The organism is Limnothrix sp. HT2024 (assembly GCF_059138625.1).
On sequence record NZ_CM181121.1, the window covers coordinates 301,589 to 316,584 of the forward strand.

The 14,996-nt window shown below is 58.1% G+C and carries 5 protein-coding genes; 4 read left to right on the forward strand and 1 reads right to left on the reverse strand.

Going from position 1 to position 14,996, the window contains the following annotated elements:
• Nucleotides 1–850: 850 nt before the first annotated feature.
• From AC2IAX_RS01320 to AC2IAX_RS01335, 4 genes are all read left to right on the forward strand, one after another.
• Nucleotides 851–5,332: a PAS domain-containing protein gene (locus tag AC2IAX_RS01320; RefSeq protein WP_494388980.1), complete on the forward strand. Its 4,482-nt coding sequence runs from the start codon at nt 851–853 to the stop codon at nt 5,330–5,332.
• A gap of 342 nt (nt 5,333–5,674) precedes the next feature.
• Complete coding sequence (cruF, locus tag AC2IAX_RS01325; RefSeq protein WP_494388981.1) at nt 5,675–6,604, forward strand: gamma-carotene 1'-hydroxylase CruF; 930 nt, start codon at nt 5,675–5,677, stop codon at nt 6,602–6,604.
• A gap of 324 nt (nt 6,605–6,928) precedes the next feature.
• Complete coding sequence (gene cruG, locus AC2IAX_RS01330) at nt 6,929–8,155, forward strand: 2'-O-glycosyltransferase CruG (RefSeq protein ID WP_494388982.1); 1,227 nt, start codon at nt 6,929–6,931, stop codon at nt 8,153–8,155.
• Nucleotides 8,156–8,257: 102 nt separating this feature from the next.
• Complete coding sequence (locus AC2IAX_RS01335) at nt 8,258–9,223, forward strand: Hpt domain-containing protein (RefSeq protein WP_494388983.1); 966 nt, start codon at nt 8,258–8,260, stop codon at nt 9,221–9,223.
• 190 nt (nt 9,224–9,413) lie between these two features.
• Here AC2IAX_RS01335 and AC2IAX_RS01340 read toward each other — a convergent pair whose 3' ends face one another.
• Nucleotides 9,414–14,684 carry a translocation/assembly module TamB domain-containing protein gene (locus tag AC2IAX_RS01340; RefSeq protein ID WP_494388984.1) on the reverse strand — a complete coding sequence of 1,757 codons (5,271 nt, stop codon included), beginning with the start codon at nt 14,682–14,684 and terminating at the stop codon, nt 9,414–9,416.
• Nucleotides 14,685–14,996: the final 312 nt, after the last annotated feature.

A 14,996-nucleotide genomic window follows, 5' to 3' on the forward strand; every position in this document is an offset into this window, starting at 1 on the left:
TGGGGATCTTGGATGAATAGACTTAGACTATCAGCAAATGCATCACTCCCGGATTTGCGTCAATAGGCTGAACTCAGGTCGATCGGGTCAAATCATCCGGGTTCTCGAAAATTCATTCACAAAAACGAAACAAATGCTAGCCAACCCTTGGGCAGCAGCGCCTTGAGTCAGCCCTGCTGGGTTCTTCGTTTTTGCCAGCTCAGTTGCTAACGTCTACGTTCTGCCTTGACTTTGGGCATGGGTTTGGGAGATTGGTGATCTTTTGGAGCAATCTTGGGGCGCAATTTCACAAGTTGAGGTTGCATTTCATCTGCAATTCCGAAATCCTGCCCCGATCGACCATTTCTAGATCATTAATCAGCATTCACAGATTTTGTACTCCTATGATTGATTAGTTTCGGGGGAAATGATCAATTGCTATGGATGCAATAATCAGTGACTATCGCTAGTGACCATGATGAATGGTAATCATTAATCGTAAATATCGATCGTGAATGGTAATCGTGGATGCTTTTACAGATGATTGTGATTGAGTCATGAATCAATGGTGATTAATTACTGTCAGTTTCTGTCAGTTTCTGCCAATTTCCACCAGCAAACTCATGGATTTCTTTTTGCAACTGAGGTACAAGTCATGACATAAAGCAGGGCCGTAAAATATTGTGTTTTTGCTGAATTTTCATCATGTTTCGCTCATATTTCACCATTTTAAAGTGATTAATTTGAATCAATTGAGGTTGACCAATTGGCTCTAGTTGCCCTTCAGATTTACTCACTGAGGCTGACCAATTGGCTCTAGTTCATCTCTAGTTGCTTCCTAGTTGCTCCTTCTCCCCATCCTGCGCCTGCCATGACTGCTTCGATTGTTCTGGAACCTGAAGTGTTCAATGCTCTTCAGCAAGAGCTGGAAACCCTGCGCCTGAAGGTTCATCAGCAGCAAACTCAGTTTGATCGTCTAACGCAAAACTTACCGGGCGTGGTCTACCAATTCCAAGTAGACGCGGCGGGTGAGATGACGTTTCCCTACGCCTCGATCGGCTGTCGTGAGCTATTCGAGGTGGAACCGGCGGCCATGGCGCAGGTGTTTGGAATGTTGTCACCGGCTGATCAGGAAGCGATGAAGCAGGCCACGGAGCGATCGCGGCAAAGCCTGTCGGATTTTCACTGGGAAGGGCCGTTCATGTTGCCCTCGGGGAAAGAGCGTTGGTTGCGCTTGGTGTCTCGGCCGGAACGGTTGGCCGATGGGAGGACGCTTTGGGATGGCTTGGTGATTGATGTGACGCAGCAGCGACAGGCGGAGGAGGAGCTGCGGCGCACTCAACGATTCCTGTCGGCGGTGTTGGATGCTTTGCCGATGCCGGTGGTGGTGAAGGAGGCGGCGGAGTTGCGAGTCAGCACCTTGAACCCGGCCGCAGAGCGGTTGTTTGGGGTGGCGGCGGCGGATCTGTTGGGCCAGCCCATGGATGAACTGTTTGCGCCGGAACAGGCGGCGGAGTTGCGATCGGACGATCGGGCGGCCTTGGCCCAGCGACAAATTTTGGATCAGCCGCCAATGCCCATGCGGATTGGTGGTGAGCAGCGTTGGTTACAAAGCCGCCGCATTGCCATTTGGAACGGCGATCGCCCGCAGTATCTGATGGTGATTTACGAGGATGTGACGGAGCGCTACCAGTCTGAACAGGAGCTGTTGCGACAACAGGCGTTGCTGAAGTCCCTGATTGCGGCGGCCCCGATCGGGATTGCGATTACCGATCGCCACTATCGCATTCTGGAAGCCAATCATCGCTTGTCCGAGTTGAACGGCCTCACGGTGGCAGACCACCTCGGACAAACGATGCAGACCACCGCGCCCAACTTGGCCCCTCAGTTGGAGCGTCTTTATGAGGAAGTGTGGCAAACGGGCCAAGCCATTTCAAACCTAGAAGTGACCGGGGCCCAACTGCATCACCCCGACCCCGATCGGGTTTGGAACCTGTCCTATTTCCCCATTTGGGATCGAGAAGGAACCATCAGCGCGATCGGAACGATCGTGGTTGAAATCACCGAACAGCGGCGGATCGAAACGGCCCTGCGCCAGGCCAATAGCCGGTTCCAACAAATCGCCGATAATTTGCCGGGCATCGTCTTCCAGTACCGACGCAGAGCCGGCGACCCCCTCGGGGAATTTATCTATATCAGCTCCCGGGTGCGCGAGATCTTCCATGTGGAGCCGGATGCGATCCTGGCGGATTCGGCGGTGATGTGGGGTTGTGTGCATCCCGATGATGTGACTGCTTTTGTGGAATCCATGGAGCGGGCCGTGAACCATGGACTGGAATGGCGACATAAATATCGAATTCTGTTGCCCTCGGGTGAATTGCGCTGGATTCAAGGCATTTCGCGCATGGTAATGGGTGAAGAAGGTACGCTACATGCCGATGGATTGCTGTTGGACATTACCGATCGCCAATTGGCGCTGCAAAACCTGGAGCAAATGCGCGATCGGTTCCAGCGACTGGCGGACAGCATACCCGGCGTGATTTATCAGTACGAAACGTCCGGCAATGATCCCGTCGGGCGTTTTCTGTATCTCAGTCCCGGTTGCCAGGAGGTCTATGGCATTGACCCCATCCGCGGCCAAAACGATCCCCTCAGTCTCTGGACGCTGACCCACCCCGATGACTTGCTCAGCGTCCAAGCATCGATTCAGGTTGCCATTGCAGCCCGCACCAATTGGCAGTATGAGTATCGAATCATTACCCCCCAAGGGGAAGTGAAGTGGCTCCAGTCCGCCGCTCGAGGACGGTTTCTAAATGACGGGCGATCGATCTGGGATGGGTTGATTTTGGATGTAACTGATCGCAAGGCTGCGGAAGTGGCCCTGCAACAGGAGCGATCGCTCATGCAGTTGGTGTTGGATAACGTTTCCGACGGAGTGATGGCCTGTGACATGGCCGGGCGCATCACCCTCGCCAACCACACGGCCCGACAGTGGTACAACTGCAACCTGCAAGGACTCTTGCCCGAAGAGTGGATGAGCCTCTACACCGTCCTGGAGTCGGATGGCATCACCCCGATCGCCCCATCCCAAATGCCCTTAAGCCGGGCAATACTAGGGGAATCGGTGCATGATTTCGAGATGGTGGTTCATGTGCCCAACGAAGACCCCCACCGGATCGTTTGCCACGCAGAACCCTTGCGGGAAAGCGATGGCTACCAAATCGGGGCCATGGTCGTGATGTATGACGTGACGGAGTATTACGAAGCCCAAGAGCGGCTCCGTCGCCTCACCGAAAGCCTGCAAGAGGCCCAACGGGTGGCCCATTTGGGTTCCTGGGAATATCACGTGGCAACCGGTCAAGTCAGTTGGTCAGAGGAAATTTTTCGGCTGTTTAACTACCCGATCGAGGGAGGCGTGCCGGAGTTGGATCAATCGATTGCCATCTACAGCCCCTCCTCCCAGCAACGCTTGCGGATGGCGTTTGAAGAATGCCTCAGCGACGGCCAACCCTACGATCTGGAACTCGAGAGCCTGGAGCACATCAACGGGTTACCGCGCTACTTCCGCGTCAAGGGACTGCCGGAACGAGATACCAACGGTCAAATCGTGCGGGTCTACGGCATTTTGATGGATATCAGCGATCTCAAACAGGCGGAGGCCATCCGTCGCCGGAGCGAAGTGCGGTTCCGCACCCTGATTGAAGCCACCTCGCAAATTGTTTGGGTCACCAGTCGCCTGGGAGAGTTTGCGGCCGATCAACCCAAGTGGCGGGCCTTTACGGGCCAATCGCGCCAGGATTTGTTGGGTTGGGGTTGGCTGAATGCCATTCACCCCAACGATCGCGCCACCACGGAGGCCGCCTGGTCTCGTTCCATCATCAGCAAACAGCCCTTCACCCTGGAGCACCGGCTGCGGCGCTATGACGGGCAATATCGCTACATGAGTGTGCGGGCCGTGCCGATTCTGGATGATGTGGCCAATGTCTATGAGTGGGTGGGGGTTCACACGGATATTACCGATCGCAAGTTGGCGGAACTGGAACTGTTCGATCGCGAAGCCTTCCTGCGCACCATCTTTGACGGGGTGGAATATCCCATCTTCGTTTTGGCCGTCCTGCCCGATCACCGGTTGGAATATATCGGTTGGAATGCGGCCAGCGCCCGCGTGACCGGCTTGCATGAATCCCGGGTCTATCACCACACCCCCACCGAAGTGTTTGGCGAAGAATACGGAACCATCATGGAAGCTCATTATTGGAGCTGCGTAGACCAACGCCAAACCATTGTTCAGGATGAATACGTCACCACCCAGCGGGGACGTTTGTGGCTGTTGACTACCCTGAATCCGCTGTTTGACAAGAAGGGGCGTGTTTATCGAATTGTGGCCACCTCGATCGACATCACCAAGCGTCGCCAAGCCGAAGATGCCCTCCAACAAAAGGCCGCCGACCTCGAAGCAGCATTGCTGGATCTACAACATACGCAAAATCAACTGATCCAAAGCGAAAAAATGTCCAGCCTGGGGCAATTGGTGGCGGGCGTGGCCCATGAAATCAACAACCCCGTGAACTTCATCCACGGCAACCTCAGCCATGCCCATCGCTACGCGGAAGACCTGCTGGAAATTGTGCAAGCCTATCAAGAACGCATTCCCAATCCAGACCCTGATCTCAACGACCTGATTGAGGCAGTGGATTTGGAATTTGTGGCGGAAGATTTGCCCAAGCTGTTGCAGTCCATGCGGGTGGGCACCGATCGAATTCGCGAGATTGTCTCCTCCTTGCGGAACTTCTCCCGACTGGACGAAGCGGACGTGAAGGAGGTGGATTTGCACGAGGGAATTGATAGCACCCTGCTGATTTTGCAAAATCGCCTGAAACCCAAGCCGGAACATCCGGGAATTGAGGTGGTGAAGCAATACGGCGTTTTGCCCAGGGTGGAGTGCTATGCGGGGCAGCTCAATCAGGTGTTTATGAATATTTTGGTGAATGCGATCGATGCCCTTGAGGAGCGCGATCGCCTCCGCGACACCGAAGCCATCAAAAACCACCCCAGCCAAATCACAATCACGACCCGGGCGATCGGCCCGCATTGGGTGCAAGTTCAACTGTCAGACAATGGGCCGGGCATCGCACCAGACATTCAACAACGACTCTTCGATCCCTTCTTCACCACCAAGCCCGTAGGCAAGGGTACGGGTCTGGGCATGTCGATCAGCTATCAAATCGTGACAGAGCGCCATGGGGGCCGCTTGATTTGCGAATCTGCGCCCGGTCAGGGAGCCACCTTCGTCATTGAAATTCCACACCACCAAACGGGCCCCATGGCCTCGACTTCCCATCCCGCAACCTAGGGGCTGGCATCCAATGAAGCCCTTAAGGTCACCCCCTTGCGGTCAATCCCTGAGGGCAACTCCTGGGGCTAATACCAATTTCGTGAATTGACGCTACTCAAGATTCTTGGCTGATAAGGGTTTCAGCGGAGGATTTGTAGCATTGACAATCGAAACTGACATCACTCCAGGCGTTGGCCATGATTCGGCTGAGCTGGTAGCAATCCAGGGGAATGATCGGCCTTGGATTGGCAAAATCTCATCTTTTTTAAAAAATCCTCTTAAAGATTCGTAAACTAGTTAGACACCATCCGGGCCCGACTGGCCGGATGCGATCGGTGTCTCGAAACTTTGAGGAGTGTCATGAAGTCACTGCCCCAACAGCCGCTCTCGTTGATTGAGCGCGCTTGCCTGATAGGTCACATTATTGCCATGGCGTTTGGCCTGGCTGGGTTGCTGTACGTCTTGCCTCGTCCTGACCTGATCGCCAGCTTGCCGCCCATTGGGATCCAATTTTTTCAATGGAGTATGGGTCAGGGGGGTGTTGGCTACATCATCCTGGGTGCAGCGGCCGTGGCCCTGTACCTGGCCCGCGTTTTGGGTTGGCAACGGATGTTGCTGTTTTTCTTGCCCTCGGTGGGCTTGTCCTTGGGTAGCGAACTGCTCGGAACCAGCACAGGCTTCCCCTTTGGCCACTATCACTACCTGTCGGGGTTGGGATACAAGGTTGCGGGTTTAGTGCCGTTCACGATTCCGCTGTCTTGGTTTTATATGGGTGCGGTGTGCTACCTGCTGGTGATGGTCGGGCTGGAGCGTTTGAATTTGCCAGGACTGCTGCGCCAGGCGGGGGCCGTGGTGGGCGGTGCGGTGTTACTGATGGCTTGGGATCTGGTGTTGGATCCGGCCATGAGCCAAACGTCGCTGCCCTTCTGGGAATTTGAGGAAATTGGCGAGTTCTTTGGAATGCCCTATCGCAACCTGTCGGGTTGGGTGGCGACGGGGATGGTGTTTATGTCGGTGGCGGCGCTGTTGTGGCGTGGTCAGCGGTTGAATTTGACCCGATCGCAACTGACGGTTCCGGTGATTGTCTATCTGGTGAACTTTGCCTTTGGGGCAGCAATTACGGTGTTTTCGCTGGATCCGGGCTTCCTGGTGCCCACGATGATGAGTGTGGCGATCGGGGTGTTGCCGGCGGTGCTGTTGTGGGCGATCGCGCCGACGGAGGCTCCCAATGCGGAACCGGCGGAGACTGCGCCCCTGAATGCTCCCCCGCTGGAAGTGGTTGCTAAGTAGTGGTTGCTCAGTAACGAACGGGAGCTTGGCCGCTTTTGGCCGATCGCACCATAACTCCAATCTTTCCCCCCAATCCCCTCTGAGCGGGTGCGGGGGGTTGTTGTTCAGCGAAGCATTTAGCCAGAAATCCAACCAGAGGTTCAGCAAACCATTCAGCCAGGGATGCAAGCTCCAATTGGCCGCAAGCCCCCTGTAAAATTCACGTTGAGAGCCTGACGGGTGTTCACGAATGCCTTGGGCTGACGAATTTCGCCTTATATTGCGCTTGATATTGCGCCTTGTTTCGATCGCCCTTTGCGATCAATCCCACTGGAGAACAGCAGCATGGTGACCGGAGCGGAAACTGAGACCGGAGCGGTAGTTTGGGGGGCGATCGCCCTTGGGTTGTTATTGGTGCAGCTTCCGGCCGTTGCCATTTTGTTGGCTCGGTTAATGCAAGGCCCCGGTCGCCAACAGCCCCTGCAACCCAGGGACACCACCCACGACCAGCTTGGTTCCGTCAGCATCCTGGTGCCCACCCTGAACGAGGCGGCCAGGCTGGGGCCCTGCCTAACGGGCTTGGGGCTTCAGGGCTACGAGGTGCGGGAAATTTTGGTGATTGACAGCGACTCCACCGATGGCACGCCGGAACTGGTGAAGGCCGCCGGCCGCCAAGATCCCCGCCTGCGATTGTTGCCGGATGATCCCTTGCCGGGGGGTTGGGTGGGGCGGCCCTGGGCGTTGCACACAGGATTTCGCCACAGCAACGAACAAAGTCGTTGGATTTTAGGGATTGATGCGGATACGAGGCCCAAGGCGGGCTTGGTGTCGGCGGCGATCGCGGCGGCCGAAGCGGGGGGCTATGACCTGGTTTCTTTTTCGCCGCGCTTTTTGCTGCAAACCCCCGGTGAGCTGATTTTGCAACCAGCCCTGTTGATGACGCTGGTGTATCGGTTTGGGCCGGCGGGCAGCTCGATCGGGGGGCCCACTCGCACCATGGCCAATGGTCAATGCTTTTTGGTGCGGCGCGATCGGCTCGTGGACTTGGGCGGCTATAGCAGCGCTCGGGGGTCTTTTTGTGATGATGTGACCCTGGCGCGGGCGGCGGCGGCCCAAGGGATGAAGGTGGGCTTTTTGGATGGGGGCAAGCTGATCGAGGTGCGCATGTATGAAGGGGCCGCCGAAACCTGGAGAGAGTGGGGCCGATCGCTCGATCTTAAGGATGCCAGCCCCCGGGCCCAAACCCTGGGGGATTGTCTCTTTTTGTTAGCAGTGCAGGGCTTGCCCTTACCCTTGGTATTGTTATTATTCGAGCCGGCCTGTGCCAGTGCTTCCTGGTTGGTAACCGCTGCCTGGGGCCTGAATCTGGCACTGTTGCTCATCCGATTTGCCTTAAATTGGGCGATCGCACCGTCCTATAACCTCAGCGGCGCAAAGCTTCCCTGGCTTTTCTTCTTGTCGCCCTTGGCGGATCCCTTGGCCGCCCTGAGAATTGGGCTATCATCGGTGCAAACGCCGACGCAGTGGCGCGGGCGTAGCTATTCCCCAGCCGTGCCAACCAACGCGGGCTAGTTCAGTGGCATCACATCTTCCAGGGGTTTTGCCCCCCTTTTGATTGCCTCAGATCCTAGTCCGGCCGCTGCTTCCGTCCTGTCGTCGCGAGGAGTGCCGCCCGTGAGTGGTAACGAACAAGTTGTCAAGTACTTCATCATGGAAGCCAATGAGCATCTGGAGGCGATGCAGGCGGCCCTGGGGAACTTGCAAGCAGTCATCGAAGAATATGAGGAGTGCAACACCATCTACCGAGCCGCCCACACCATTAAGGGCAGTGCGGCCATGCTTGGCTTTGAGGGAATGCGCCACCTGGCTTTGTTGCTTGAAAACTGTTTTAAATTCCTGCGCGAGAACCCTATCAAGTTAGATGCTAAGGATCACGGAGATTTCACAAATGGCATTGCCCTTTTGGAGAAATTGACCCGAGCCCTGGAGAGCGGCAACTACAGCGATGATCAAGCGGTTCCGGCCGTGGACAGTCTGCGCCCATCTCTGGAAGCTTTGTACGCGCGAATTAAGAAGCGGGCAGCGGGCGAACCGGAAACACCTGCCCCAGCGCCTGCGACGGCGGCTAAGCCACTGCCGGCCAATTTTGGCCCGTTGGTGATGGAAGCGCTGAAGCAAATGGTGGTGCTGTTTAGGCAGCCGGCCACGCCGGAGTTGCGCGCACAGCTCGATCGCCTCTGTCAAAAGCTGCTGCAATTGGGTGATGGCTATGCCACTTGGCAAACCCTGATCCAAGCCACCCGCCGGGCGATCGCCCATCCCAAAGTGCCCTTCAATGCGATCGCCCCGATCGTGGTGCGGGAGCTGAAACAGGCCACTGAGTTAATGGCCGGGGGCAAAGGCCACAGCATCACCCTGGGCCCCGAACTCCAAAAATTTGCTCCACCGGCCACCGCAGCCGCTGCGGCCGCTCCCGCTGCGACCCCAGCCGCTCCGGCCGCTACTCCGGCCCCAGCCCCGGCCAATGGACAAGTCAGCATTCCCCGGGATCCCAAGGGTGCTGCTCGGATTCTGATTTCCACGTTTCCCAAGGATCAACTGATGGAAATTGCCCGCTATCTGGCGGCGGCAGCTCGCTAGGTGCGCTGCAAGATTCTGGGAACAAAGGCCTGAGAGGTCTGAGATGGCGGAGACAAAGGTCTGAGATGGCGGAGACAAGGGGCTTAAGCCCCTTGTCTGGTGAGGGTTTAGCAGGGGTTGGGCAAGAGTTCGATAGATAAATGCGCAGACAAATCGGCTATGGCTGATTGCTAGGGACTGGACTAGCCCCCTAAAAGCGGCGCTCGAATTGCACCGAAAGACGCGACTCGCCCGCAAAGTCTGTGGAGCCGCGAATTACGGTGTCGTCGTTGAGGCGATAGTCCAGATTGAGGCGGGTGGTGTTGTTAATCTCCGAGATGATCTGAGCGATCGAAACGGAGAGATTGTTATTCAAATCAACGCCCGCTTCAATGCCGAGACCGAGGGCGGTGGCTCGATCGTTCCGGTTATTATCGCCCCGAGGCCGAGCAGTGACGGTGGTGGGATAAATCCGAAAATCCGTCAGCCCGATCGCGGTGGCAATGTTGGTTTGAATGTTGTTGAGCAACCCAGCGCCGGCCAAGTTAGCCAGCACCACGGCCCCACCGCTGCGATCGTCAAAGGTATTAATTAAGCTGCCACCAATCAGGGCCAAAATTTGCGCCTCGCTGCGGGCGGGCCGACTGGTGAGGCGAATTTGATCGAGCAGTTGGCTGGCGCGACCTTGGACGGTGGCCTTAATCCGAACGGTGCGAGCGGAACTCATGGATCCAACCACACTTTCTCGAATTTCGGCGGGGTTGAAGCCGCTGGTGTTGTCCATTTGCAGGGGGTTGCGGCTGGAGTCGGGCACAAAGGCCACCATCTTCACATCCAGGTAGGGATCCAGACCCGATCGGGGGCGAAACTCCGCAAATTGAGGTTCTCCGCGCTCCAGGGTAAATTGCGTGGTGAACAGGTTAATTAAGCCCCGTTGCAGTCGAATGCGGCCGCTGGGGCGCGGATCAGCCAAGGTTCCGTTCAGCTCCAGGCCACCCTCCGCCAGAAAATTCAACACGGGCAATTTCAAAATTTGCAGACCCCGGCCCAAGTTCACTTGCAGGTTTTGGAAGCGAGGCGTAATCCCCACGGTGGCGGCATTGGGTGCGCTGGCCATCAGGGCCGCCGGATCCGTGGGCAAGATCACCCGACCATTGACCAGACCCAGGCTGCCGCCCACGATCGGCTTGAGGGCCGTGCCCGTGATGCTGATTTGGCCGTTCACGCCTCCTTCGTAGAGATCCCGCACATTAAGCTGCAATTGATCCAACGCCACGTTCAGGGGGGAATCATTGGGCCCGAGGGCCTTGGTATCGGCAATGGGCAAGATGCCCCCCATCCGAATTTGCCCCTGGCCAAAGGCTCCGTTGATGCCGTTCACCACCAGTCGATCGCCCGTGAAAGTGGCTTGGCCGTTGATGTTGGTGATGGTTTGGGAGAGACCCTGCAGCCCGATCGCCGCGTTGGCAAACTGGGCTTCTCCGGTGGCCTGCGGTTGGGCCAAGGTTCCACCCACACTCAGCCGCACACGCCCCTGACCGCCCAGCCATTGGAACTGTGGAATGAGCAAGCTCGCCAACCCCAGTTCCTTATCTTCCAGTTCGGCATTCAGGCGCAGGCTGTCGTTGTCCGGTTCCACCTTGGCGAAGGGAAGCTTTTGGGGAATGCTGCCGGTGATCGCGATCGGGTCTTTGTCTTGGCTGCCTTGAACCGCCACGGCGCTGCTGAAATTTAGCCGCGCTTGGGCATAGTTAAAGTTGCTGGTGGCCGTTTCGATCGGGGTGTTGTTCAGTTTGCCGCTGTTGAGCACCACTTGCCCCACGGCCCTTGGATCGTCGATCGTGCCGGCCAGAGCCGCCGTGATATTCACCCGGCCACTGAGGCGGGGCAAACCGGTGCGGCCGTAAAGTTCGCGCACTTGGGGAATACTTTCCAGGGATTCGGCGGGAAAGTTGGTGAGCTGAAATTGACCCGATTGGGTTTTGCCAATTTGCCCCGCAAAGGCCAGCAGGATATCGTTGCGGCGAAATTCCAGGGGAGCCAGGGTGAGGGTGTTGTCTTGGAAGTCGCCGCGAATATCCACCTGATCCGCATTCAGGGCCACTTGAGCCAAGCTACAGGCCTCTTCCGGTAACCAACTCCAGTCGCGACCCGAGAGATTGAACTTGGCGGCAATGCCCGTTTGCACGCTGCCGTTGAAGGTGAGATTGGCCCCAAACCCGCCCCGGATGCGATCGAGATTGGCGATCGGGCTGGCATTGCAGCGATCGGCGATCGACTGGTTCAGCAGGGCCTTGATTTCCGCCAACTTCCGCAACTGTTGGGCAAGGGGTTGATCTGCCACCTCCACCGCCAAGGGCACCACCTGGGCAGCGGCGGCATAGGTGGGCGGCCGCAGGTTTTTGGCCCATTGGGCCGCGGATTCAAAATCCGTTAGTTGCAGGATCCGAATCAGGGTTTCTAGCTTGCCGTTGCGAGCTTGCACCTGGCCCTTGAAGCGCGGATCAGCGGCCACCACCAATTCCGCGCCCACGAGATATTCACTGTCCCCTTGGGTTAATTTGCCATCGGTCAGCACGGCGCGGTTGTTGGCATACCCAAACAGGCCGGTGAATCGATCGCCAAAGGCTACCCCCACGCCCGGTTGTTCGGCGCTGATTTGACCCTGGGCGGTGAAGCGATCAAGGTTCAAGCGTGCTTGGGCGGCGATCGTCCCTCGGGGAATGCCGGCCGGTTCCGTGAGGGCCGCGGGCCAACGCAATCGCTCCAATTGCAAATTTGCCAGCTCGGCCAAGAAATCTCGCCCTTGACGGCGGCCGGTGGCGGTGGCCCCTTGCCATTGCAAATCAAGGCTGGTGGGTAGAAATTGTCGATCGAGTCGCAGAGCCAGGCGATCGGACTCGCCCCGCAGGTCGATCGACAATCCCCGATTCAAGCTCACGTCCACGGGCCCGCTCATCAGCAGATTAAAGTTTGCGCCCGCCGCTTCCAAGCCCACCAGGTTGGCCGTCCCGATCGCCCGTAAACCAGCTAGAGGGCCATTGATCTGGCCGGTAAAATTCGCCCGCCCCGCCAGCAGGGGCCGATCGCGAAACGCATCCCGCACCCCAGCCGGGATCAGATCGGGAACCAAACCGGGCAAGGGTTCCAAGTTGACGTTTTGCACCGCCACTTGCAAATCCAAATGGCGGAGGGTGGGCAAGCCGGCCAGTTGTGGGGGAATGGAGGGAAACAAGGAGCCTTCGGCCCGCAATCCGGGCCCCACGGCCCGATCGAGCCGAATCGCTTGCCCATCCCAACGGGCCGCAAAGTCGATCGGCAGCCGTTGGTTGAGGTAATTGGCCTGGGCAACGGTCAACAAACTGGAGCGATCGCCCGGCCGCAGTTGCCCCGTGACTTGGGCCGCGATCGAAGTGGGATTCCGGGCCAACAGGCCGGCCACGGTTCCTTGGGCCGTGACTTGGCTGCTGAGTTGGCCGGTGGCTTGGGGCACGATCCGCGCCAACTGAATGCCCGCCAACTGGGTTTGCAATTGCCAGCGATCGCCCGTGGCCCGGGCGGCCCAATCCAGCTTGCCGCCGGCCAAATTCTGTAAGTTGCCCGCCGCCTGCACAGCCAAACCGGTCAAGGGACGATCTAAAGTGCCCCGGGCTTGGGCCGTGGCGGTCAGTTGGCCCGAGAGTTGCGGAATCACCCGCCCCACTTGCAGATTTTGCAGCCGGGCTGAACCAGCCCAAGCCCGATCGCGCAGTTGCACCGCCGTTGTGATTTGCCCGCCCAGCAGTTCCGTGCGGGCTTCTGTGTCCAGTGCGGTTAGGTTGCCGCGCGATCGCCCCGTGACGGAGACCGGCCCCGGATCCTGGGGTAAATTCAGGCCATAGGTTTGAGCGATCGGGGCCAGGGGCAGATTCTGAACCCGCCAATCGGCCGACAGCCGATCGATCCCCAACCGATCCAAGGCCCCATTCGCCAACAAACGAGCCGAGCCATCGGCGGTGATTGTGCCCCCGGCCGTTGGTTCAACGCGCAGCCGATCGAGCCGAGCCGCCAGGGGAAAGGCCCGCACTAACCGACTTTGCCAATTTTCAAACAGGCGCAGGGGAGAATTTGGGGGCGGTTCCGATCCTTGGCCGATCGCGGAGAAATTGCCCTGAACGCGCCGAAGGGCCAGGCGATCGACCCGTAGGCCGCCCACCGAGACGAAATTGCCGGTAATTTGCGGGCGATCGAGCGTGCCCCGTAGCCTTGCATTCACCTCCACTGGCCCCACGATCGGGAGCGGCAAGGTCTGATCGAGCGTGGTTGCCACATCCGCCGGCCGCAATGCCTCCGCCCGCAACGTCAGATCATATTCAGCTTCCAGGGTGGTTTTTAGGGGATTTTGCAGATTCAACACTGTTCCTGAAAAATCCACCGGCCCATTGGCGATCGCCTGCAAGGATCCATATTGACCTTGGGCCTGATCCAGCGTCACAACAGGCCCCCGCAACCGCAACCGCCCCGTAGTCAGGGCCATGGGCTTAGGCACGAGGGGACTGGTGATTCGCCAATCTCGCAGTTGCAGCGTGCCCTGAAGCGCCGGAATGCCCGTCCCCAATTGATATCGCCCATCGGCTACCCCATCCACCCGTCCCCGCTCGATCGTCATCGGGGCGGGCATGGCCTGGGCCAATCCGGTCACATCCAGGTTTTGCAGGCGCGATCGCACGGCCAACTCCTGGGTCGGAATTTTGAACTCTCCTTTGAGGTCAAACTGTCCGGGCCGCCCTTGCCCCACGGTTCCCAACACCGAAAACCTCGCCAGTTCCGGCTGGCCAGCACGCCACTGCTCCAAATCCGCCGAACCGGAAGCCACCATCTTCACGGGCAATGGCGGGGCCGATCGCCGGGGTCGATTGACCAAGGCCGGCGCAGGCACCAAGGTTACCTGGGCATTTTGGAACTCAAACCGACTGGGCCGCAGCTCAAAGGGCGGCTTCGGGCCCGACTTCAAGCGCACTTCAAATAAATTGCCGTCGTTGGTTTGCTCCACATACACCGACGGCTCCCGAAAGGTAATCGCGATCGGGATGACGCGATCGCCTAGCAAGTTGGGTAACTGGGCGATCGACCAAAAATCAAACCTGGCCTCAACCGCACCGGCCTTCGCCTGGTCAGGATCCTGGTCAGTGGGCAACAGGGCCGATTCCCCAAAGGTCAGCCCGCCCAGAGACACCCCCGTCAGGGGCCCCACCTTCACCGGCCGCATCAGAGCATCGCTGAGGGCCGCGGACAAAAAATCCGAAAATCGATAGTGCAGCCAATACCAACCAAACCCCAGGCCCCCGGCCACCAGCCCGATCGACCCCAAAACGGCCGCCCGTCCCACCCAACGCCACAGGGATCTTCGATTCCTTTGGGGACGGCGCGATCTGGGTGGGGATGGCTCAAGCTCGGAGGGCTGATCCGGCTCCCGATCGGGCAAATTTCCTGGCGACTGCATAGCTCTGAAACCCGGTGCAACTCCTCACCCCGTGCGAGCTAGCCATCAGCCCCGCTGCACGATTGTGCATATCATAGACGACTCATTTCGCTGGTCTTGTGGACTGTTCCAAGTTCTGAATCGCCCATGGGGTCTTAGTTGGCGATCGAGGACTGGCCTCGGTTGGGCGAAACGGTGCGATCGGCGCGGCCGAGCTGGTTTTTTAGCTTTGTGGTTTTGTATCGCAATTTATAGGCCGCAATCATGATCATGGCGGCTGATAGGCTGGTTTTGAGGGGCGATCGCGCCTGTTTGCGTTACAGTGGGTGCAAT

Excerpts from the sequence above, each read along its gene's own strand:
- AC2IAX_RS01340 (WP_494388984.1), bottom strand. The coding sequence starts at position 14,684 with ATGCAGTCGCCAGGAAATTTGCCCGATCGGGAGCCGGATCAGCCCTCC.
- AC2IAX_RS01320 (WP_494388980.1), top strand. The coding sequence starts at position 851 with ATGACTGCTTCGATTGTTCTGGAACCTGAAGTGTTCAATGCTCTTCAG.
- cruF (WP_494388981.1), top strand. The coding sequence starts at position 5,675 with ATGAAGTCACTGCCCCAACAGCCGCTCTCGTTGATTGAGCGCGCTTGC.
- cruG (WP_494388982.1), top strand. The coding sequence starts at position 6,929 with ATGGTGACCGGAGCGGAAACTGAGACCGGAGCGGTAGTTTGGGGGGCG.